Origin of the sequence: Aphanothece stagnina RSMan2012, assembly GCF_046764815.1 — a bacterium.
Lineage (GTDB): Bacteria > Cyanobacteriota > Cyanobacteriia > PCC-6307 > Cyanobiaceae > NIES-981.
The window spans coordinates 25,495-44,873 of the sequence record NZ_JBKOUC010000004.1 but is presented as its reverse complement, the minus strand read 5'-3'; the positions used below and the strand labels follow the sequence as shown (position 1 = coordinate 44,873).

Annotated in this window: 21 protein-coding genes and 1 tRNA gene; 12 read left to right on the top strand and 10 right to left on the bottom strand. The window is 68.4% G+C overall.

Going from position 1 to position 19,379, the window contains the following annotated elements; genetic code table 11:
• Positions 1–77 precede the first annotated feature (77 nt).
• Both ACLNEE_RS03835 and ACLNEE_RS03830 read left to right on the top strand, forming a co-directional pair.
• Entirely contained in the window at positions 78–599 is a 522-nt protein-coding gene (locus tag ACLNEE_RS03835; protein WP_412006792.1) for a hypothetical protein, read from the top strand.
• 55 nt (positions 600–654) lie between these two features.
• Positions 655–2,193, top strand: coding sequence for a cytochrome P450 (locus ACLNEE_RS03830; RefSeq protein ID WP_411421518.1), 1,539 nt, complete (start codon positions 655–657; stop codon positions 2,191–2,193).
• Here the strand turns inward: ACLNEE_RS03830 and ACLNEE_RS03825 are convergent.
• The gene (locus tag ACLNEE_RS03825; protein WP_411421519.1) at positions 2,188–2,583 is read right to left on the bottom strand and encodes a hypothetical protein; all 396 of its coding nucleotides are present in this window, start codon (positions 2,581–2,583) and stop codon (positions 2,188–2,190) included. The two genes, ACLNEE_RS03830 and ACLNEE_RS03825, sit on opposite strands and share 6 nt — an antisense overlap.
• Positions 2,584–2,933: 350 nt before the next feature.
• Here ACLNEE_RS03825 and ACLNEE_RS03820 point away from each other — a divergent pair, with 350 nt between their 5' ends.
• From ACLNEE_RS03820 to ACLNEE_RS03810, 3 genes are all read left to right on the top strand, one after another.
• A complete protein-coding gene (locus ACLNEE_RS03820) occupies positions 2,934–3,179 on the top strand; it encodes a DUF3136 domain-containing protein (RefSeq protein ID WP_412006791.1) in 246 nt (81 codons plus the stop codon).
• A 154-nt stretch (positions 3,180–3,333) separates the two neighbouring features.
• A complete protein-coding gene (locus ACLNEE_RS03815) occupies positions 3,334–3,507 on the top strand; it encodes a hypothetical protein (RefSeq protein ID WP_412006790.1) in 174 nt (57 codons plus the stop codon).
• Positions 3,508–3,619: 112 nt separating this feature from the next.
• Positions 3,620–4,306, top strand: coding sequence for a helix-turn-helix transcriptional regulator (locus tag ACLNEE_RS03810; protein WP_411421521.1), 687 nt, complete (start codon positions 3,620–3,622; stop codon positions 4,304–4,306).
• Positions 4,307–4,565: 259 nt separating this feature from the next.
• Here ACLNEE_RS03810 and ACLNEE_RS03805 read toward each other — a convergent pair whose 3' ends face one another.
• Positions 4,566–5,414: a lysophospholipid acyltransferase family protein gene (locus tag ACLNEE_RS03805; RefSeq protein ID WP_412006789.1), complete on the bottom strand. Its 849-nt coding sequence runs from the start codon at positions 5,412–5,414 to the stop codon at positions 4,566–4,568.
• Positions 5,415–5,884: 470 nt separating this feature from the next.
• Complete coding sequence (locus ACLNEE_RS03800) at positions 5,885–6,130, bottom strand: hypothetical protein (protein WP_411421523.1); 246 nt, start codon at positions 6,128–6,130, stop codon at positions 5,885–5,887.
• Positions 6,131–6,392: 262 nt separating this feature from the next.
• On the opposite strand from ACLNEE_RS03800, the gene ACLNEE_RS03795 reads away from it, so the two are divergent.
• From ACLNEE_RS03795 to ACLNEE_RS03785, 3 genes are read left to right on the top strand one after another with little or no spacing between them, the layout of a single operon-like run.
• On the top strand, positions 6,393–7,106 hold the full coding sequence (locus ACLNEE_RS03795; protein ID WP_411421524.1) for a putative 2OG-Fe(II) oxygenase: 714 nt from the start codon (positions 6,393–6,395) through the stop codon (positions 7,104–7,106).
• Positions 7,107–7,156: 50 nt separating this feature from the next.
• Positions 7,157–9,685: a plasma-membrane proton-efflux P-type ATPase gene (locus tag ACLNEE_RS03790; protein ID WP_411421525.1), complete on the top strand. Its 2,529-nt coding sequence runs from the start codon at positions 7,157–7,159 to the stop codon at positions 9,683–9,685.
• A 22-nt stretch (positions 9,686–9,707) separates the two neighbouring features.
• On the top strand, positions 9,708–9,944 hold the full coding sequence (locus ACLNEE_RS03785; RefSeq protein ID WP_411421526.1) for a hypothetical protein: 237 nt from the start codon (positions 9,708–9,710) through the stop codon (positions 9,942–9,944).
• Positions 9,945–10,081: 137 nt separating this feature from the next.
• Here the strand turns inward: ACLNEE_RS03785 and ACLNEE_RS03780 are convergent, their stop codons facing one another.
• The 3 genes from ACLNEE_RS03780 to ACLNEE_RS03770 all read right to left on the bottom strand — a co-directional run bounded on the left by ACLNEE_RS03780 (position 10,082) and on the right by ACLNEE_RS03770 (position 12,535).
• Positions 10,082–10,510 carry a hypothetical protein gene (locus ACLNEE_RS03780; RefSeq protein WP_411421527.1) on the bottom strand — a complete coding sequence of 143 codons (429 nt, stop codon included), beginning with the start codon at positions 10,508–10,510 and terminating at the stop codon, positions 10,082–10,084.
• 834 nt (positions 10,511–11,344) lie between these two features.
• Positions 11,345–11,908: a PPC domain-containing DNA-binding protein gene (locus ACLNEE_RS03775; protein ID WP_412006788.1), complete on the bottom strand. Its 564-nt coding sequence runs from the start codon at positions 11,906–11,908 to the stop codon at positions 11,345–11,347.
• 171 nt (positions 11,909–12,079) lie between these two features.
• A complete protein-coding gene (locus tag ACLNEE_RS03770; RefSeq protein ID WP_412006787.1) occupies positions 12,080–12,535 on the bottom strand; it encodes a hypothetical protein in 456 nt (151 codons plus the stop codon).
• Between the two features lie 418 nt (positions 12,536–12,953).
• Between ACLNEE_RS03770 and ACLNEE_RS03765 the strand changes: the two genes are divergently transcribed.
• Entirely contained in the window at positions 12,954–13,460 is a 507-nt protein-coding gene (locus ACLNEE_RS03765) for a lysozyme inhibitor LprI family protein (RefSeq protein ID WP_412006786.1), read from the top strand.
• Positions 13,461–13,520: 60 nt separating this feature from the next.
• On the opposite strand, the gene ACLNEE_RS03760 is transcribed toward ACLNEE_RS03765, so the two are convergent.
• Both ACLNEE_RS03760 and ACLNEE_RS03755 read right to left on the bottom strand, forming a co-directional pair.
• Complete coding sequence (locus ACLNEE_RS03760; RefSeq protein ID WP_412006785.1) at positions 13,521–13,853, bottom strand: hypothetical protein; 333 nt, start codon at positions 13,851–13,853, stop codon at positions 13,521–13,523.
• Between the two features lie 867 nt (positions 13,854–14,720).
• Positions 14,721–14,794, bottom strand: a tRNA-Arg gene (locus tag ACLNEE_RS03755).
• 65 nt (positions 14,795–14,859) lie between these two features.
• On the opposite strand from ACLNEE_RS03755, the gene ACLNEE_RS03750 reads away from it, so the two are divergent.
• Positions 14,860–15,675 carry a helix-turn-helix domain-containing protein gene (locus ACLNEE_RS03750; RefSeq protein WP_412006784.1) on the top strand — a complete coding sequence of 272 codons (816 nt, stop codon included), beginning with the start codon at positions 14,860–14,862 and terminating at the stop codon, positions 15,673–15,675.
• Here the strand turns inward: ACLNEE_RS03750 and ACLNEE_RS03745 are convergent.
• Both ACLNEE_RS03745 and rsmI read right to left on the bottom strand, forming a co-directional pair.
• The gene (locus ACLNEE_RS03745; RefSeq protein ID WP_411421535.1) at positions 15,672–15,914 is read right to left on the bottom strand and encodes a hypothetical protein; all 243 of its coding nucleotides are present in this window, start codon (positions 15,912–15,914) and stop codon (positions 15,672–15,674) included. The two genes, ACLNEE_RS03750 and ACLNEE_RS03745, sit on opposite strands and share 4 nt — an antisense overlap.
• 35 nt (positions 15,915–15,949) lie before the next feature.
• Positions 15,950–16,837, bottom strand: a complete 888-nt coding sequence (gene rsmI / locus ACLNEE_RS03740; protein ID WP_411421536.1) for a 16S rRNA (cytidine(1402)-2'-O)-methyltransferase — start codon at positions 16,835–16,837, stop codon at positions 15,950–15,952.
• 96 nt (positions 16,838–16,933) lie between these two features.
• Here rsmI and ACLNEE_RS03735 point away from each other — a divergent pair, with 96 nt between their 5' ends.
• Together ACLNEE_RS03735 and ACLNEE_RS03730 are read left to right on the top strand one after the other, a co-directional pair.
• A complete protein-coding gene (locus tag ACLNEE_RS03735; protein WP_412006783.1) occupies positions 16,934–17,857 on the top strand; it encodes a 3'(2'),5'-bisphosphate nucleotidase CysQ family protein in 924 nt (307 codons plus the stop codon).
• 64 nt (positions 17,858–17,921) lie between these two features.
• Positions 17,922–19,367: a hypothetical protein gene (locus ACLNEE_RS03730; protein WP_412006782.1), complete on the top strand. Its 1,446-nt coding sequence runs from the start codon at positions 17,922–17,924 to the stop codon at positions 19,365–19,367.
• The last annotated feature ends 12 nt before the right edge of the window (positions 19,368–19,379 follow it).

The following is a 19,379-nucleotide window of genomic DNA, read 5'->3' as shown; positions in this document are numbered from 1 at the left end:
CACATGTCGCCGTGTGAACAGCGGCTGGGCTGCCCGCCCCGGTGCCGTCACCGTAAAGGCGATGGTCTGATCAGGCCGTGAGCCCGAGCGAAGCGCGCAGCACCATGGCGATCCTCAACCGCTGCCGCTGGCTGCCCAGCCTGCTGCTCCTCGCCGGCCTGCTGCCGACCTCCGCGCGCTCCCAGCCGGCCGCCGCGGCAGTCACGCCATGGTCGCCGCCGCCCGAGCCGGCCGCCTGGGCCGTGGTGCGCAGCGACCTGCTGCGGACGGGACCGCCCGACGGACTGGCGCCCAGGGAGTGGATCTTCGTGCGGGGCCTCGACCGGCCCGATCTCCGTGCCGGTGAATACCTGGCCGATCTGGTGCCCTCGCTCGATGGAGCCGCCCCCGTGGTGGCCTTCCAGGCGGTGGTGCTGCTGCAGCGGCCGGCAGCCGGGCCCGCCTGGCAGGTGCGCGAACGCCGGATGCGGGCCCGCTGCGCCGAACGCCGCCTGGAGCTGCTGGATCCTGCCGGTGCCTGGGTGGCGTATGCCGGCACCCCTGATCCGGAGTCTCCAGCTCGGCTGGCCTGGATCTGCCGCAGGGCCGTCACCCCATGAGGCCCGTACGGGCCGAGGGAGGGTGCGGCCGCTGCCGTCTTCAGGAGCTGCCGCCATGGTGATCCTTCTGCCCGGGCTTGGTCTCCTTGCGCTCCTGGGTGGGACGGCCCTTCTGGCCTGGCGAGCCTGGCGGCGGCGCCAGCACTTCGCGCCCCTGCGGCGGCTGCCCTCGCCGCCGGGGCTGCCCCTGCTCGGCCATCTGCCGGCGGTGCTGGCCGCCGTGCGCCGCAAGCGCTTCTTCCAGCTCCTCCATGACTGGAGCCAGGCCTACGGCCCGGCCTATGTGTACTGGGCCGGCAGGCCGGTGCTCGTGCTCAGCCGTCCTGCCCTGATCGAGTCCGCGATCGTGCAGGGGATGCGCTCCGGCTGCCTGATCCGCTCGCCCGCCATGCGGCGGGCCTGGAATGACATGCGCGGTCCGATCCTGATCGGCGAGGAGGGGGCGGAATGGCAGTGGCGCCGCCGTTCCTGGAATCCCGGCTTCACGGCCGCCAGCACCGCCGCCCATCTGCCGCTGCTCGAGCAGGCCAGCGCCCAGGTTCTGGAGCGGATCGCGCAGGCACCGGCCGGGCAGGCCATCGCGCTGGATCCCCTCTTCGTGGAGATGGCGATGCGGGTCATCGCCACCCTGATGCTGGGCATCCCCCTGCAGGCCGGGGCGGAGAGTCCGGAGGGCCCTCGCCTGGATGTGGCCCGCGCCTACCAGGCCATGGGGGTGCTGGGCCGCCGCTTCTTCCGGATGGCCACCGGCGAGAGCCCCTGGATGAAATATCTGCCCACCCGGACCTCCCTGGCCTACTGGGCCGCCCGCCGCCAGCTGGAGGATCTGCTCGCCCCGCGGGTGGCGCTTGCCCTGCGCCTGCGGGAGGGGAACGCAGGCGAGGAGGCGGGCCTCAGCCCCCTGTTCCGCCAGTCGCTGCTGGTGCGGATCGCAGCCAGGGAGCCCCGCTACGACCAGGACAGCCTGCTGGCGGAGACCATTGAATTTCTGATCGCCGGCACCGACACCACCGCCCACACCCTCTCCTTCGCTGCGGGCACCCTGGCCCTCCACCCGGACGTGCTGGCCCGGGTGAGGCAGGAGGTGGATCAGGCCTGGGAGCGCCATGGCGGCCTCACACCGGCCTGCATCGGCGCGCTGGATCTGGTGCGGGGGGTGATCAGGGAGACGCTGCGCCTGTTTTCGGTGGCCTCGGGATCCACGGCTCTGCAGGTGGTGAAACCGACCCATCTGGAGGGGGTCGGCAGGGTGCCGGTGGGAACCACGGTGACCTGGTCGATGCAGGGTGCCGGACGCGACCCGGAGGCCTACCCCAGGCCCCTGGAGTTCCTGCCCGAACGCTGGCTGCCGGGCGGTCCGGAGGGCCCCGCCCCTCCGATGATCGACTTCGGCTCCGGTCCGCACCGCTGCATCGGCGAACACCTGGCGATGCTGGAGGCCACGGTGATGCTGGCCCAGCTGCTGCGCCACACCACCTGGGAGCTGGTCAACGGCCCGGCGTCGCTGGAGAACCAGCGGCAGAACCTGCTGATCTATCCCGCCGACGGCATGCCCGTGCGGGTCCGGCGCCGGGGAGAGGCGGGATGGTCATGAGCTGGGGAAGGGTCGGAAGCTCAAGGGCGCGTACTTGTCGATCGTGACGGTCCAGGCCGTTGATCCCAGGGCCTGCAGCTGCTGCAAGGCCGCCTCGGTGTCGCCTCCGGCGATCCAGGCGGCCTTGAGCGCGGGGAGTTGCGCGCTCATCGCCTCCATCGGCATCACCACGAGCAGCAGGCTGGCGTCGCCGGCGGCTCGCCGCAGGGGCCCCTGGTCGCTGCGTTGCCAGACGCGCAGCAGCAGCTCGAGCGCCAGGCCACGGCCCTCCTCGCCGGGATCCTCGCGGCCGGCGGCCGCGGCGGGGAGGGATCGACCGGCCAGCGGCAGGGCCCGCGTGCCGTTCTGTTCCAGGAAGGCCAGGGCGATCAGGTAGGGCGTATCCGCCATGGGGAGACCAACTGCGACGCCCTCACCCTGACGCAGGACCAGGCCGCCAGGATGTCCCCATTTGCGGGTAGACGCCTGGAAGCGCGAATCCATAAGGTGATGCCGTCCGATCCGAAAGGACCTCGAAAGGACTGATCCAGCCGCACAATCCCGCATCCAGCCATGCCATCAGAAAGCCTTCACTCTGATGGTGTCGCGGACGGCATTCAGGGGCTTCTCTGAGATGGTGGAACTGGCTTCTGGCTTCGACCTGTTGGGCCATGTGCCGGCGGATGGGTGTTGCGATCTGACTCCTGCTGATGTCAATTTCCGGCTTGATGACGACTGAAGTCTCCACTTTCACGACCACCATGACGATCGGTGAGCTTGAGGCCAGCTATCCCCTCTATTGTCGGGCTCTGCGCATTCTGATCCAGGAGGGAAAATCCCTCAACAAGATCAAGCGCACCGTCTGCTGGTCCAGGCTCACCAGCCTGCACACCTGCCTGCCGCGTCGGTATCGGGATCCGGAGCATCTCTACTTCGTGCTCAGGCGCGAGGTGGAGCCTGAGGGTGCCGCGGGATGCTCACCAGCATCGCCATCAACAGCAGGCTGATCCACGCCATCGGCGCGCTCAGGAGGGACATCCTCACCTCCACGGACCATGCCGCCTGGACGCGGCTGCATGCACACGGATGCATTGTCCGCCCATGGGGACCGTGATCCAGACATCAAGCTCCTAGACTGAATTCATCAGGGCCGTTAGCACAATGGATACCACCATCACCCCTGGTTCGCCGGTAGCCCATCCACACGCCGCCCGCGCCTCCTGTCTGGGGCGGACGTGCATGAAGTGGACCTCGGATGGCGAACTCTCCGACATCGACATTCAGCTGATCCTGCAGCGCTTGCGCGAGGTGGATGCCCAGGTGGAACCTGTCTGAAACTCCCTGCCCGGGCAGCCTGCCAGTGGGCTGTAGGGTGAGCGGTGGAGCTTGATTCCCAGGCCTTGCGTTGCATGCACGTTCGCGCAACACACGCAAGTCCCCTTTCGCCATGGACTTCACCCCATACCTCACCGGTTTTCAGGCGGGTAGCGCCGATGAGCGACTGCTTTCCCTGAAGCTGGACGGCCAGGTGGCCCTGGCCATGAAGGGCCGCCTGTTCCTGCGCTCCATGTGTGCGAACTTTGCCGATCCAGTCCAGATCGGTTGTGCTGTCACGGACGAGAAATCCTGCCTTGATTACCTCTCCCGGGCACCCTTCAGTCTGCTGATCTGCACGGACTACCTGGAGCAGGGAAGTGGTTTCGAGCTGGCTCGGCACGCCAAGGAGACCCGGCCGGGCCTGAGGGTGATCGTGCTCGCCCTCGGCGATGTCATTCCGGCGGAGTATGCCGAGGTCGCCTGGCTGGATGCCGTGGTGGCCGAAGCGGATTTCGTCGAGGATCAGCATCCCCTGCAGGCCGCTGTGCTGGCTGTGATGGGGAACCACGCCTACAGGAGCCCATCGCTGCGCAGTGGCACGTTGCCGTACCTCAGCTGCCCGCGACTCACGCCCAGGGAATATGAGGTGCTTGATCTGCTGGCCAGCGGGATGAGCGACCGCGAGATGGCGGAGGCCCTGGTGATCTCCGAGGAGTCGGCTCGCACCTACACCAAGCGGCTCCTGCGCACCCTGGGGGTGCACAACCGCCTGCAGGCCGTGCTCAAGGGGATGCGCTGCGGCATGGTGAATCTCTGAGGTCCGCCGGCCAGAGCCGTGAGCTCCGGAGCGATCCCCGACCAGCCTTCACCGACCAGGCTCCATCGATGAGCTGACGCGTCAGCCAGGCAGCTCCCTGCCCATGCAGCTCGCCGGCTGCGCCTCCTGCGCGGGCCTCAGCATTCCCGAGCCCGTGAGCAGCGGTCTCTGGCGTGTGTGCTGCTGGCGCTCCTGGTGGTGGCGCTGGTGTCGGGCTGCTTCATCGACATCACCAACTCCCTGGTGATCCAGGGGTTCCTCAGGCGGATCGGCTGATGCCGCTCGCCTCGGCCGCCAGCCGATCCAGTTCCCCCTGCATGTGGGCCACCACCTGCTCGTAGCAGGCCTGCACATAGCCCCGGTCGCGGCTGGCCTCATAGCCCGTGCGCGGGAACACCACCGGGGCGCACACCCGTGTGTGGATCGCGGCCGGCAGGGGCAGGTTCGGCAGCGGGCCCACCCCGAGCCCCCACGGCAGACCGAGGTAGAGCGGAAACACCTCCGGGTCGAGGCCCAGCAGCCACGGCATGCCCAGCGCGTGCAGGCGCCGGGCCTGGGCCGTGCAGTCCTCCAGCACCACCAGGGTGTCGTGAGCGCCCCAGGAGATCAGCGGCATCACCGGCAGTTCCTGCCACAGGGCCAGGCGGATGAAGCCGGTACGGCCGCGGAAGTGGATCCGATCCCGCAGCCGGTGGGGCCGGAAGGCATCCTCGCCGCCGCCGGGATACACCAGCAGGCTGTGGCCCTGGCGCAGCACGGCCAGGGCCTGACGCGGGTGAAAGGGCACGGCACCCACCCGGGCGGCCAGCTCGGCCATGCCGGGGTACGCCTTCCACACCTTGGCGTGGGTCAGGCCGTACACCTGCCGCTGCACGCCATAGCGGCGGATCCAGTCCACCAGGAACATGGGCAGATCGGGGGTGGCCAGGCCACCGTTGTGGGAGCCCACCAGCAGCACCTGGCCCTGGCTGGGCATGTGCTCCCAGCCGCTGGTGCGCACCCGGAAGTAGTGGCGGTAGAACCACTCCCACACCGGCATCAGCCGGCGGATCACGCCGGGGTCACGCCGCAGCGCCGGCGGGGGAAGCGTTGGCAGGGACGCTGGCACGGACGGTGACACGGTTGACGGCACGGGTGGTGGGGGCGGTGGAAGGGGGGGAGGACGCTGACCGCCGCCACCACCGCTGATCCTCCCTGGAATCCTGGCGGCATTCGCTGCGGATCCCCCACAGTGGGCGCACTGGGCCTGCTGCGCGCCCTGATCGATGCCCCGGTCTCTGGCGGAAGCCGCTGATGGGGTGGTCGTGGGGGGGGGGTCTCGCCGGCCTGGTGGCGGCCCGAACCGTGCAGGAGGCGGGCCGCGGTGGCCCAGCTGCCCGAAGGGCATCCCCACCACCATCCCGCCGCCGCCCTCGATCGGCAGAGCTTCCGGCACGGGATCGACGTGCACACCCCTACCCCCTTCGCCGCCTGGCACTTCGCCTCCTTCTGCCGCGCTGTGGGGTTCCTCGGTCCGGCCGAGCCCGGGCCGGGCTTCATTGAGGGGGTGGTGCGCAGTGGTGAGGCGGCGGCTGAGCCTCAGGGCCGGCCGCCGTTCTGCGGAGCCCCCTCTCCGGCGGTTTCCGGCTGCGGGGGTTCCCCGCGCTCGGGTTGCCGGACCTCGGCTTGCGTGAGCTCGGCTTGCTTGAGCTCAGCCTGCTGGCGCTCAGCCTCCTGCCGGTCGAGGCAGGTGGAGCACAGCACGCGACCTTTCTGCTGCAGGTAGTGCCGCAGTGAGCGCTCGATCTGCACGCCGCAGCCGGCACAGGAGAAGAGGGGGCTCATCGGCGCTGGCGTTGACCGCTGCTGCGGGAAGTCTGTCGGTCGCCGGGGCCCGGCTGGCCCACAGGCCCCAGGCTGGGTCAAAGGGCTGGCTGTGAAGGACGGCCTCCCGCACCCCCTCGCTTCCGTGGCCCTTCGGGCGCAGGGGGTCGGGTCTTTGGGCCGTGTCCACGATCCAGGGCGAACGCCATCAGGAGCAGAAGGAGGGCACCGCGACGGGACACCGGCCAGATCTGCAAGAGTCCTGGGGAACGGGTGCCCCGCGATGGACAGCAGCATGGAGGTGCTGAGCCTCTTCCCCCGCTACCTGTTGAAGGGAGCGCTGGCCCCGGAGGCGTTGCGGGCTCTGCAGCAGCTGGCGCATCAGGTGCTGACCGATCCGCAGTCCGCCCCCGATGCCTCGGTGAAACTGGCCGGTCAGCTGTCGCTGCAACGGGAGCTGGGGCCCCAGTACCCGCCGGTGGTGGACCTCTGCGCCGATGTGCTGTTGCCGGCCTGTGAGCGCTGGATCCGCCATGTCGTGGATCAGCAGCCGCCCGAAGCCCGCGGTCCCTGGGCCGAGGGGCGCTATCGCCTGCAGTTGATCGACATCTGGCTGAATGTGCAGCGAGCCGGCGATTACAACCCGACCCATACGCACGGGGGCACGTTTTCGGGGGTGGTGTTTCTCGAGGTGCCCCCCCAGATCAACGCCGAACGCTTCGACGGCCAGCTCTGCTTCTACGGCCCGGAGGACTGGCACATCCAGAGCTTTCGCACCGGCATGGCCCACTACGTCGTGCCGGTGCCGGGTGAGTTCTACGTGTTCCCGGCCTGGCAACCCCATTCCGTCGCCCCCTTCCGCGGAGACGGCGACCGCCTTTCCCTGGCCTTCAACGTGGTGGCCCTGCCCCAGCAGCCTGCGGCGCGGCCTGGGCCGGTGGTGGAAGGCAACATCTCGCTCTCGACAGCCCGCCGCAAGCCGGGCGGTTTCGGCTGAATTCCGTCAGCCGGCCCATCCTCGGGAGAGCGTCGGTGTCCGGATCACCCATGCCAGCCAAGCCCGGCCGCGGCCCTGCCAGCCAGTCGTCCACCATCCCCGCGGGCAGCGGGGAGGAGCTCGCAGGTCTGCCCCTGCCGGAGCTGACCCGGCGCCTGGACACCTCACCGCGGGGTCTGGACAGCGCCGAGGCCGCCCGCCGACTCGAGCGCTGCGGCCCGAACGAACTGCCGCACCAGACACTCTCCCCCTGGCGCCTGCTGCTGGGCCATCTCTGGGGGCCCATCGCCTGGATGATCGAACTGGCGGCCCTCCTCTCCGCCCTGGTGCGGGACTGGAGCGATCTGGTGCTGATCCTGGTGCTGCTGGGCGCCAATGCCCTGGTGGGCTTCTGGGAGGAGTTCAAGGCGGGCCATGAGATCGAAGCGCTGCAGGCCCAGCTGGCGCTCGAGGCGCTGGTGCGTCGGGATGACACCTGGAGCCTGAGGCCGGCCCGGGACCTGGTTCCCGGCGATGTGATCCGGTTGCGGATCGGTGTGATCGTGCCGGCGGATGCCCGTCTGCTGGAGCCCGGGCCGCTGGAGGTCGACCAGTCCCCGCTCACCGGCGAGTCGCTGCCCGTGGAGCGGACGGAGGGGGATGGGGTGCTCTCCGGATCGATCGTGCGCCGCGGCGAGGCCGATGCCGTGGTCTACGCCACCGGGGCGGGCACCTTCTTCGCGCGCACGGCCCGGCTGGTGGAGGCCGAGCCGCCGCCGAGCCACTTCCAGCAGGCCGTGCTGAAGATCGGCGACTACCTGATCGTGGTGGCGCTGCTGCTGATCACCCTGATCCTGCTGGTGGCCCTGTTCCGGGGGCACGGCATGGTCGAGACCCTGCGCTTCGCCCTGGTGCTCTGCGTGGCCTCCATCCCCGTGGCCATGCCGACCGTGCTCTCGGTCACCCTGGCGGTGGGGGCGGAGCGACTGGCCCGCCGGCGGGCCGTGGTGACCCGGCTCGCCGCCATCGAGGAACTGGCGGGCATCGACATCCTCTGCTCCGACAAGACCGGCACGCTCACCCAGAACCGGCTGAGCCTCGGCACACCGTTCTGCCTGCCGGGCTGCGGACCGGACCATCTGATCCGCTGCGCCGCCCTGGCCTCCCGCCAGGAGGACCACGATCCGATCGATGCGGCGGTGCTGGCGGCACCGCAGGCCGGCACCGCGGCGGACACGTTGCGGCTGGAGGCGTTCGCGCCCTTCGATCCGGTGCGCAAGCGCACGGAGGCCACGCTGGTGGAGCCCGGCGGGCGGCGCTTCCGGGTGAGCAAGGGGGCGCCCCAGGTGCTGCTGGCGATGGCGGCCAATGCCGTGGAGGTGCGCGAGGCGGTGGATCAGGCCGTGGAGGGGTTCGCCTCCCGGGGGTTCCGCTCGCTGGCGGTGGCCGAGGCGGAAGGGGAGGAGCCCTGGCGGTTCCTGGGGGTGCTGCCGCTGTTCGATCCGCCACGGGACGACAGCCTCACGACGCTTGCCGAGCTCCGGGAGCTGGGCATTGCCACCAAGCTGATCACCGGGGATCAGGTGGCGATCGCCCGCGAGATGGCGGGCCAGCTCGGGCTGGGTACGGCGATCCTGCCGGCGGAGGTGCTCGAGGAAGCCACCGCCGGCCCCGTTCACGATCCCGGCGAGCGGATCGAGCGGGCCGACGGCTTCGCCCAGGTGTTTCCGGAGCACAAGTACCGGATCGTGGCGCTGCTGCAGCGGCGGGGTCACCTCGTGGGGATGACCGGCGACGGCGTCAACGATGCGCCGGCCCTGAAGCGCGCCGACGCCGGCATCGCCGTCTCCGGTGCCACCGACGCCGCCCGCAGCGCCGCCGACATCGTGCTGCTCACCCCCGGGCTCAGCGTGGTGGCGGCGGCGATCCGCGAGAGCCGGCGCATCTTCCAGCGCATGCACCACTACGCCATCTATCGCATCGCCGAGACGATCCGGGTGCTGGTGTTCATGACCTTCTCGATCCTCATCTTCGACTTCTACCCGCTGTCGGCGTTGATGATCGTGCTGCTGGCGCTGCTGAACGACGGCGCCATCCTCGCGATCGCCTACGACCGCACCCGCTGGTCTCCCCGGCCTGTGCGCTGGCAGATGCCGGTGGTGCTGGGGGTGGCCACCGCCCTGGGCCTGGCCGGCGTGGTCGCCACCTTCGGCCTGCTCTGGCTGGGCGAGGTGGTGTTCGCCCAGCCGCGGGAGTTCATCCAGACCCTGCTCTACCTCAAGCTCTCGGTGGCCGGGCACCTGACGGTGTTCGTCGCCCGCACGGTGGGCCCCTTCTGGTCGGTGCGGCCGGCCCTGCCGCTGCTGCTCGCCGTGGTCGGCACCCAGCTGCTCGCCACCCTGGTGGCGGTGCACGGCCTGTTCATGGCCCCGATCGGCTGGGGCTGGGCCCTGCTGGTGTGGGGCTACTCGCTGGTGTGGTTCCTGCTGGAGGATCGGGTGAAGCTGCTGGCCTACCAGCTCTTCGGCCATCAGCCCACCCTGCTGCGCCGGCGCCCGAGCCGGAACCGCCCTGGGCCGAACCGGCAGGGGATCGGCTGAGGCCGAGGCGCCGCCTTCCTCCTTGGCTCAACGCACCACCAGGACTGCTGCTGAACAGTTCCGCATCGATGCCAGGGAGAAGCCGCACTTCCCGGAACTGCTGCACTGGCATGCCGCGACCACTTCTTGGCTGCGCCAGGGGCAGGGCGTGGCGCTGGGCTGCTGTGGCAGCGCAGATTGCCATGGCCACTGGAGTGCTGGCCACTTGAAGTCCGTCACCACCCATGACCATTCCATCACCATCAGCCCTGTCAGCTGAACAGCCTTGAGGGACTACTGGGAATATATGCCTAACGTCAAGCTCGGCACATCAAGCTCAGCGGCTGGCAGTATGCGAGTCAGTTGCAGATGCACACTGGGTTCCAGGCCGCTGAAGCTTGATACTACGCTGCCAAACTATTCGGCCACCACCAGTACAAACGTTGACCAGCGGAATATGCCGCCGTTGGGGAGATCAGTGAAATCAACTTCTTCGGGGCCATGCATCCAAGTCTTCTGACCGCGAACGCCAGCAAACAAGAACGGCTCTGTCTTGCCCATCTTGACCGAGAAAATTGTATTCTCGCCGCTCATCGTTTGCTTGACCTTGCAAGGCCCTTCGTATAAGGCGACCTGGGCCGCGGTGTTAGTGAGCTTGCAGGTGGCTCGTTCCCTGAAGGTCTGTGCGCTCACGCTCCCGGCGATTGCCAGGACAGTTGTGATGCCAACGAGTGCGTTTCTAAGCATGAAGCAAATCTTTGATGGGAGCCCTTTGGTTGTCAAATTGACAACTCCATCACATTGCTCTGCGTCTGCGCCAAATTGCAATGCGCTAGTCCAGTTCATGAAGTGTGCCCAGGTTTTTCAGTGATTTCGGCTTTTGAAGGCCTGTTCCAGTCCGCCTATCGGTGTCCTATCGGTGTGAGTGCTTGGGCTGATTCCAGTGCAACCAATCTTGCGCAAACGAATTCTCCGCGCTGCATGGCGCGATCTGCGAGCTGCTTCAATTCTGCGGCCCACGCTTTGCGTCCCCAGGCTTTGCCCAGGCCCCGATGGTGGGACTGCAAAACCAGGCAGGAGCCAGCAAGAGTCGTCAAGAGCAACCCTCATTGAGAGGCTCTAAGCTGTGCCAGTCCATGTGCACTCATGGCTTACGGCTGGTGTTGCCTTGGCCCCCTGCCATGGCAACGCAAGCCCCTGCGCTGACCACCTCGCCCCTCTGCTTCATGATGACATCAGCTACGGCCAGGAGCTGTTCGATGTCGTTGAGATCCATCGCCGTGAGCAAGGGCTGAGCACCCCTGCCAAGGCGATTCACGCCCTGCCCGAAGGCGGCCCTGGCTATGTCAGACGCTCGGGCATAAAAAAGGGTCGGCACTACCCGACCCCTACGGACAACCACCAATAAATTGGTGCATGACTCTATCCAGTCCCACTGCTCCCGACAGCGGACACCCTCAGTAATCCGTCAGCATCGTCACGACGTTCGAGCGTCACGACTGCTGCACCATCGATGAAGTCTGGAACTCGCAGCCTTTTTGCCCGAGCCGTGGCGCAGATCTCAGTTCGCTTATGAAAGCGCCCTGGCTTCAAGACTACCCCGCCTCCCTGAATCGCAACGGATCTTGCTCCGGTATGGCGATCCATGTGCATCTGCTGGTCACCGATGAAAACCGCGCGTCACGCGGTAGTCACATGGTCGCGCCCATGCCCATGCCCTTGCCCTTGAACCTTGAGAAGCTGACCCGCTTCTTGCTGCGGGGCCTGCGCATGGGCGCCAGCACGGTGGCGGTCGTTGAGTTGCTGCGGAGCGATCATCGGTGCCCCAAGATCCCGAGGGCTGATCTGCAGCTCGGCGTAGCCGGTGGCTGGATCCAGCTCCCGCCGAAACTGCCAATCCGGCAGCAGTCCCACCACCAGCTCGGCCGTGGTGCGGACCAGCGAGCCGGCGCCGAGGTGACCGCCGATCACACTTCCGTTGGTGTCAGCAATGGCGATATGCAGGTGGGCTGCATCGGTCGAGAGCGTGCCGGCCAAAGAAATGATCTCCAGATCGCCCTGGATCCTGGTTGGTTCAGATGCTCCCGCAAAGCGCAGCTGGGCCACTGAGAGGCTGCCGATGCCGCTGATCAGACACCCTGCCCGCTCCTCCCGCTGACGCATCCAGACTTCAAGGATCTGGCGCAGATCGTCGCCGGGGCTGAGGCGCAGCGGCACCACCTTCATGCCCCCTGCTGCTGCCATGCGTGAACTGCTCTTCGGCACCCGCCTTGCCCGGAACTTCTGGGCATGACTGAGTCCAACGGCGGGGCGATCAAGCCTGTCCCCCGCATCCAGCGCTGCCCCAACAGTGCTCACGGCGGCCCAGGGGTGGAGTCGGAAAGCCAGAGATACCTTGTCGATGGAACGTTGGATTCACTGATAGGGGGCTGTATCCCAGTAGACAAATATTGACTGCTCGGCCAACCGGTAGATATGGATATTGCCATTGTCCTGGAGCTCGCGCGTTGCCGGCTTGTCATTGGCATCGAGATAGGCATTGGCTTTGCTGCCGTCGGGGGTCAGCTCAACGCGTTGGCCATTGTTGAGCTGGATGCTCACAAAACCCTGCCTTTGTGAAAAGGTGCACAACCCAGAGGAGGTGGCCCGATCCTCACCCTTCGGAAATACATCGCAGCGAGCCTTGACCGTATCGGCCTGCACAGGAAGCGCGGAAAACATTCCACCAAAACTCAGCAAGGTGGCACTCAGCAGCGGAGCGAAGCAGTTACCGAGTCTTGCAACAGTATGCATCAGATTGATCCTGGGAATGCGGGATGAGTGGGTCAACGTGACTGTAGGACTGGGGTTGGTCGGCAGCCAGTTGCTCAAGGGGTTCAGGAGGAGTCCCAGGGTTGTGCTCACTCCCACCCGTTTTGCAGCATCGCCACCAGGGCCCAAAGCCCAGGGCCGGTGAAAGGAGCACCGATCGGCAACAGAACCACCCGGCTGGCTACGGTCTCGCAAGCGGGCGTCTGGGTCAGCCCGGTGACCCTTCACCATCATCGGTGATGCCACCCAGGAACCGACATGGAAGGGGGGCTGACCCTTCGGGTTCATGGCTGTGGGCGCGGTTTCCCCGATCAGGTTGTTGCCGGCCCCACTGGCGGCGGCAGTCTTGGCCTGGTGCGTACCCGCCGCTGCTGTGCCTCCACCGCCGCAACAGAGCGCCGCGAACTGTTCCACACCCACCTACGCCAGTGACCAGCTGGTGTGTGCCGATCCGGTTCTGCGGGCACTTGATCGGAGCATGGTCGATCTGTTGGCAGTTTCCAGCTCGGCAGCACCGGCTCCGGGGCTGCACTGGTTTGAACCGCAGCAGGAGTGGTTCCGCAGGAGGAGCCGGTGCGCCTTCTCGGCGCGCCATGCCGCCTGCCTGAGGGCCGCCTACACCGAGCGGATCGAGCTGCTCTCTGCCCAGGCAGGGCGGTCGGCCAGCCAGGGCCCCCCGGGACGACCGGCGATCTGCCACGACGCTCCCTGGGGCAATGGGCATGTGCGGCTTCACGGGGGTGATGAGCGCCCGCTCACCATCGCGGACTGGCGCGGCACGGTCGTCGTGGTGGCCACCGCCCTCGAGCCTCGGGATGACTGGTCGCCCTTTCTTCGCGTCGTCAGGGAGAACGACGGGATCCGGATCGAACCCATGGAGGGCAGCGCGATTCTCTGCCGGGTCGTTCACGATCAGCGTTCCGGAAAGACGGCCCCGCATGGGAATCGCTCACCGTGGATCCCCTCCCTGAGGACCATTCGATGAGATGATTGTCGTGGTGAGTGGTGGACCCGCCTTGCCAAGACTGGCGAGGGTTCGTTGACCTCACAGCAGGGCAATCAGCGCGATGGGGGCCACGATCGCCAGCTGCATCAGCGGCACCACGATCACCGTGAAGCGCTGCTCCATCCGGTACTCGGCCACGGTGTGGAACGTCCAGCTGTCAACCGCGAAGCACCCCACGCCCGCCAGGGACAGCGCCGCGGTGAAGCCCAGCAGGCTCCAGGCCCGCCACCGCGAACGCCGCCACCGCGAACGCCGCAGTCGCGTGGCCAGCGCCGCCAGTGCCAGGTACGGACTCACGGCCAACAGCAGGAAGGGGATGTCATTTCCCCGCAAGCTGGGAACGCTGGTGAGGGCGAAGAGGAGGGTGAGCATGGCCGCGCACCCGCACGCCCCCATGGTGAACCGGGCCGGCAGTTGGGCATGCTCAACCATGGGTCGATGTTGTGTGGCTGGTGTCGGAATGGCCGATGGCGAATCGCGAGGTGGCGGTGAAGCCAGGATTGCCGCGGTCTGCGCGGTGGGGTTGTTTCTGCTCTCAACAGCCCTAGCGCTGGCAGGAGCGGACTGGCCACCACCGCGACCAGCCGGAGTCACGCAGAGGCGACAGTTACGAAAGCCTTCATCGCCGAGGAATCTTTCGGCTACTGGCGCGGTTGGTGCCGGTATTTCAGTGATGGAAAACCTTCTTCCCGCTCAGAGCTATCCCTTGAACGCCATTGTTCGTCCGCTTCCTCCTCTCCGCCACAGTGCCGCCACCGCAAGCGCCCTCGTCCGAGACAGCGCCGGCATCTGCCTCAGCGTCCGGGCCGCCGGAGGCGCCGGATGAGGGCGGTCCCCGCAACTGGAAGGTGGTCAGCGACGGCGTGAACCTGCGCGAGCAGCCTTCCACCTCCTCTGCTGTGGTCACCAGAGCGGATGGCAGGAAGCCGGAGCTGTATTTCCGCATGGGCGAGGCGATCAAGGCTGACACAAGCCAAGCCGACCAAAGCGGCGGCCTTCTCCACCAGCAAGGAGGCTGGTGTGCACACAATCAAGGTCGGGAAGGAGCGCTACGAGGTCTTTGAGGCGGTGGTCTGTGGGGGTGAATCAGCTTTTGCCGCCAGTGGGGCCCTGTCAGCTGCTTGACGGCACCGCCGTGGAGCGAGGGCACACTGACTGTTCAGGTTGTGTGCAAGCTGCCGAAGATGGGGCCCTGGAGGGAGCCCACGCGATCCCTGAGAACCCTTGGAATGACTGGTACGCCCCCTGATGGATTCGAACCATCGACCGGCTGCTTAGAAGGCAGCTGCTCTATCCAGCTGAGCTAAGGGAGCAAGCAGGCCGGCGCGGCAGGCCGGTTGGGGGCATTGTGGCAGCCCTGCCGGGGGCGGCGCCTACAGTGACCTGCTGCTCCGTGTTCGATCTGGCGATGGCGGCGACCCGGCTTTCCGATGGCCAGAAAGAAGAGATCGTGCGGCGGTACCGGGCGGGGGAAACCAGCACCGAGCTGGCCCAGGCCTTCGCCTGCAGTGCCAACACCGTGAGCCGGGTGGTCAAGGCGGCCCTGGATCCGGCCGACTACGAGCGGCTCAAGCAGCAGCGGGGCAAGGGAGCCCGAAGCGCCCCGCCTCCGGCACCCGAGCCCGTCGCCGATTTCGTCCCCACCGAGCCGAACGGCGCGGATGAGGCCTCCGATCAGGAGCCCGACCAGGAGCCCGATCCGGAGGACGAGGAGTGCGGGGTGCTGGCCATTGATGACGCCGATGATTTCGGTGATGACAGCGCGGACGACGACGACGGCGATGACGGCGACGAGGTCGATGCCGACGCCGATGCCGAAGTGGATGAGGCCCAGTTCGTGGCCGTGCCGGTGCTGGCGGCGGACCAGGCGCAGCAGCCGGTGCAGTGCCGCCCGTTTGCCGATGCGACGCTGCCGGAGAGCGTCTACATGCTGGTTGACAAGACCGTCGAGCTCCAGGCCCGCCCCCTGCGGGAGTTCACCGAACTGGGCCACCTTCCGGTCGACGAGGAGGAGCGTCAGGCCCTGATGGTGTTCGTCAATCCACGCCAGGCCAAACGCCTCTGCGGCCGCAGCCAGCGCGTGATCAAGATCCCCGACACACGGGTGCTTGAGCGGACGGCCCCTTACCTTCTGGCCCAGGGCATCAGCCGGGTCGTGATCGAGGGCAGCCTCTATGCCCTGCCGGGGGCCTAGTCGGCCAGGGAATCCTCGTTTGCGCGCGGCAGCAGCAGCGCCGCGCTGCTGCCGCCGCTGATCACCCCCACCACCAGTGCCAGACCCACCAGGAAGCCTGCCGGCAGGGGTGCGGTGCTGCCGAACCCCAGCCACAGCCTCGGGCGCTCCTCCAGGTTCTGGGCCCCCAGGCAGAGCAGCACCAGCAGCAGGCCGCCGCCGAGCAGGCTGGCCAGCACCAGTCGCAGCCGCAGAAGCATCGGGGTCGAGTCCGGGATGGCTGGAGTCTGCCGCCTCAGCCCTCCTGATGCAGCAGCGCGTAGAGCGCCCGGCGGCTGTGGCCGCTGCGTTCGGCCAGGGTGCGGGCCGCGTCCTTGCCGCTCAGCCCCCCCGCCACCAGGGCCTGCAGCTCCCGGCGCAGGGTGTCGGGCTCCCAGGTGGGAGGTGCCGGGGCGGGGGCCCCTCCCAGCACCAGGGTGCATTCCCCCTGGGGCGGTGTGTGGCGAAAGTGCTCGAGGGCGGCCTGCACCGTGGGCCCCACCTGCTCCTCGTGCCGCTTGGTGAGTTCGCGGGCCACGCTCAGGGGGCGATCGCCGAGCACCGCCAGCAGATCCTCCAGCAGCTCCAGCAGGCGGTGGGGCGCCTCGAACAGCACCAGGGTGCGCTCCTCGCCGGCCAGCTCCTCCAGGCGCCGGCGGCGCTGGGCCGGCTTCGGCGGCAGGAACCCCTCGAAGCAGAAACGGCCGCAGGGCAGACCGCTGCTCACCAGGGCGGTGGTGACGGCGCAGGGCCCCGGGACGCAGATCACCGGCAGCCCCAGCGCCCGGGCGGCCGCCACCAGCGCCTCGCCCGGATCGGAGATGCCGGGCAGCCCCGCATCGCTGATCACCGCCACCGCTTCCCCGGCCTGGAGGGCCTCCAGGAGTTCGGGCAGGCGCGCGGCCTGGTTGTGCTGGTGGAAGGGCACCAGTCGCGGGCCGTGGTCGCGGCTGCGCAGGCCGAGCTGGTGCAGCAGCAGGCCGCTGCGGCGGGTGTCCTCGCAGGCGACCCGATCCACCCCGCCCAGCACCTGCCGCGCCCGGGGGGAGAGGTCGCCGAGGTGGCCGATCGGGGTGCCGACCAGGTAGAGCACGCCGGGAGCCGGTTCGCCCGCGGTGGGGGCCGCGCTGGCGTTTTCCGTCATCGGCGACACCCCTCAGCGACAGCGGCGGCGATGGACAGCCCGGTCGGGGGCTCCTGCATGGGGCTCCTGCACAATGCAGCTTCCAGCGCTTCCATGATGCCGGCCTCCCTCACCCTGCCTTCCGGCATCGCCCTCGACACCCTGCTGGTGGAGCTGCGGCGGCTGAGCTGGGGAGCCGCCGACATCCTGCGGGCCTACGCCCGCGGTGAGCAGCCGCCCCACGGTTTCCCACCGGCGCTCAGCGTCGATGCCGGGGGTGAGGGCCCCGTGAGCGCCGCCGATCTGGCGGTGAACCGCTGGCTGCTGGATGGCCTCGCCCAGGCCTTCCCCGACGCCGACTGGACCCTGCTCAGCGAGGAGACCGCCAAGGAGCAGCTCACCGAGGGGGAGCCGCTCGCCGCCGACTGGCTCTGGATCCTCGATCCGCTCGACGGCACCAAGGACTTCCTGCAGGGCACGGGCGAGTACGCCGTGCACCTGGCGCTGGTCAAGGCCGGCACCCCCGTGCTGGGGGTGGTGCTGCTGCCCGAGATGGAGGAGCTCTGGCTCGGGGTGGTGGCCGGCGAGGCGGGGGAGGCCTGGTGCGAGAACCGGGCGGGCGATCGCTCCCCGGCGCGCTTCAGCGACCGCCGGGCACCGGGGGAGCTGGTGCTGGTGGCCAGCCGCAACCACCGCGACGCGAGGCTCGAGCAGTTGCTGGAGGCCCTGGAGCTGGGCGACACCAAGGCGATCGGCAGTGTGGGTGGCAAGGTGGCCACGATCCTGCGGGGGGAGACCGACCTCTACGTGTCGCTCTCGGGCCGCAGCGCCCCGAAGGACTGGGACATGGCCGCCCCCGAGGCGGTGCTGCGGGCCGCGGGCGGGGCCTTCAGCCATGCCGATGGCGCACCCCTGGCCTACAACACCGGCGACGTGCGCCAGGCGGGGTGCCTGATCGCCAGCCATGGCCGGGCCCATGCCGAGCTCTGCGAGCGGGCGGCGGCGGCGATGGCCAGGATCGATCCGGGCTTCCGTGTCTGAGACCACGGCAGGCCTGGGCCGGCCGCGACACCGCCGCTAGGGTCCGCCCAGATGACAGGTGCGAGTGGTTGCTCCAGCGGATCTGCGTAACCCCTTCCGCTGGTATCTGGCGCTGCTGCTGGTGGGGGTGCTGGTCAGCCTGGTGGATGGCCATCCGCTGCTGAAATTCCAGACCCATCGGATCACCGAGGTGCTCCTCGCCGTGGGGCTGCTGGCCTGGTGTTTCAGGCCCCAGTCCCGCAGCTTCTTCGAGAGCCCTTTGATCGGCGGCTGGTACGGCCTGGGCCTGGTGGGGTTTGCGGCGGTGGGCCTGCTGGCCGGGGCGGTGGGGCCGGTGCCCTGGATCTCGGCCGGATTCCTCGGGCTGGCGCTGCTGCAGTTTGCGCTCCTCCCCTTGCTCCAACCGGCCTGGCGGCAGCATCGGGCCGATACGGTGCGGCTGCTGGCGCTGTTCACGGTGGCGCTGGTGGGCATGGATCTGGGGTTCTGGCTGATCACCCAGGCCAACGGGTTCGTCCCCTATGGCTGGGTGCGCCGGCTGCTGCCGGGGGGGGAGGTCTTCCATGTTCCCTACCTCTTTATGAATCCCCGCTGGGCCAACCAGTGCAGTGTGTTGCTCCTATGGACCTTTGTGCCCCTGCTCCAACAGCTGCAGCGTGGGGCGATCCGCCGCTGGCGCGGCTTCTGGTGGGTGATCTGCGCCGCCGTGCCCCTGCTGTGCGTGGCTCAGATCGTGGCCAGCCAGGGGGATGGGGCCTTTCTGGCCGTGGCCCTGGCCACCGGGGTGCTGGCCCTGCTGGCCTGGCGCGGTGACGGGGAGGCTCGCAGGCTCTACGGCACCGCGGTGGTCATGGTCCTGGCGAGCGCCCTCCTGGCCGGGATCGGGGCGATGGCCGTCGACAGTGGCCGCTTTTTCGCAGACCTGGTGACGCGCAATGCCGCCGAGATCACCACCCAGGGGAGTGCTGATTCAAAGCAAAGGCTCGTGAACTGGTTGATCTACGCTCGATCGTCCCTGGGTTCGCCCCTCTGGGGCGTCGGGATTCAGGCGGTGCCCCGCGGTTCGGGGCTGTGCGGGCCCCACAACCTCTGGCTGGCCCTGCTCTACTGGGTGGGGCTGCTGGGCACGGCCTGTGCCACCCTGCTGGCCACGGGCTTCGTCCCGCGCTCCTGGCGGCCGCTGCACCTGCAGCCCATGACGGCGCCGTTTCTGGTGACCCTGTTCACCTACCAGCTGGTGGATGACATCTGGCTGCGCCCCCTGTCGCTGGCCCTGCTGCTGGTGCTGCTGCCGGCCCTGTTGCCGGATGGGGCGACCGATGGCTGGCCGGTGCCCCCCCGGATGGCCCCGCTGCTGCGGCACCTGGCCCTCCCGGCGGTCAGCTACCGCTTCGCGGCCATGCTGGGTCTGTTGCTGATCATGGTGTCGGTGGTGGTTCCCGGAGGGGTCGGCTTCAAGCCTTCCCCGCTGGTTTCGATCCCCGGCAGCAGCTGCCTGCTGTTCTTCTGATCAGGAGGCAGG

Coding starts and splice junctions, on each gene's coding strand:
- ACLNEE_RS03735 (WP_412006783.1), top strand. CDS start 16,934: ATGCCGGCCTCCCTCACCCTGCCTTCCGGCATCGCCCTCGACACCCTG.
- ACLNEE_RS03760 (WP_412006785.1), bottom strand. CDS start 13,853: ATGCTCACCCTCCTCTTCGCCCTCACCAGCGTTCCCAGCTTGCGGGGA.
- rsmI (WP_411421536.1), bottom strand. CDS start 16,837: ATGACGGAAAACGCCAGCGCGGCCCCCACCGCGGGCGAACCGGCTCCC.
- ACLNEE_RS03810 (WP_411421521.1), top strand. CDS start 3,620: ATGGACTTCACCCCATACCTCACCGGTTTTCAGGCGGGTAGCGCCGAT.
- ACLNEE_RS03815 (WP_412006790.1), top strand. CDS start 3,334: ATGGATACCACCATCACCCCTGGTTCGCCGGTAGCCCATCCACACGCC.
- ACLNEE_RS03780 (WP_411421527.1), bottom strand. CDS start 10,510: ATGAACTGGACTAGCGCATTGCAATTTGGCGCAGACGCAGAGCAATGT.
- ACLNEE_RS03820 (WP_412006791.1), top strand. CDS start 2,934: ATGACGATCGGTGAGCTTGAGGCCAGCTATCCCCTCTATTGTCGGGCT.
- ACLNEE_RS03830 (WP_411421518.1), top strand. CDS start 655: ATGGTGATCCTTCTGCCCGGGCTTGGTCTCCTTGCGCTCCTGGGTGGG.
- ACLNEE_RS03765 (WP_412006786.1), top strand. CDS start 12,954: ATGGTCGATCTGTTGGCAGTTTCCAGCTCGGCAGCACCGGCTCCGGGG.
- ACLNEE_RS03825 (WP_411421519.1), bottom strand. CDS start 2,583: ATGGCGGATACGCCCTACCTGATCGCCCTGGCCTTCCTGGAACAGAAC.
- ACLNEE_RS03800 (WP_411421523.1), bottom strand. CDS start 6,130: ATGAGCCCCCTCTTCTCCTGTGCCGGCTGCGGCGTGCAGATCGAGCGC.
- ACLNEE_RS03745 (WP_411421535.1), bottom strand. CDS start 15,914: ATGCTTCTGCGGCTGCGACTGGTGCTGGCCAGCCTGCTCGGCGGCGGC.
- ACLNEE_RS03790 (WP_411421525.1), top strand. CDS start 7,157: ATGCCAGCCAAGCCCGGCCGCGGCCCTGCCAGCCAGTCGTCCACCATC.
- ACLNEE_RS03795 (WP_411421524.1), top strand. CDS start 6,393: ATGGACAGCAGCATGGAGGTGCTGAGCCTCTTCCCCCGCTACCTGTTG.
- ACLNEE_RS03775 (WP_412006788.1), bottom strand. CDS start 11,908: ATGGCAGCAGCAGGGGGCATGAAGGTGGTGCCGCTGCGCCTCAGCCCC.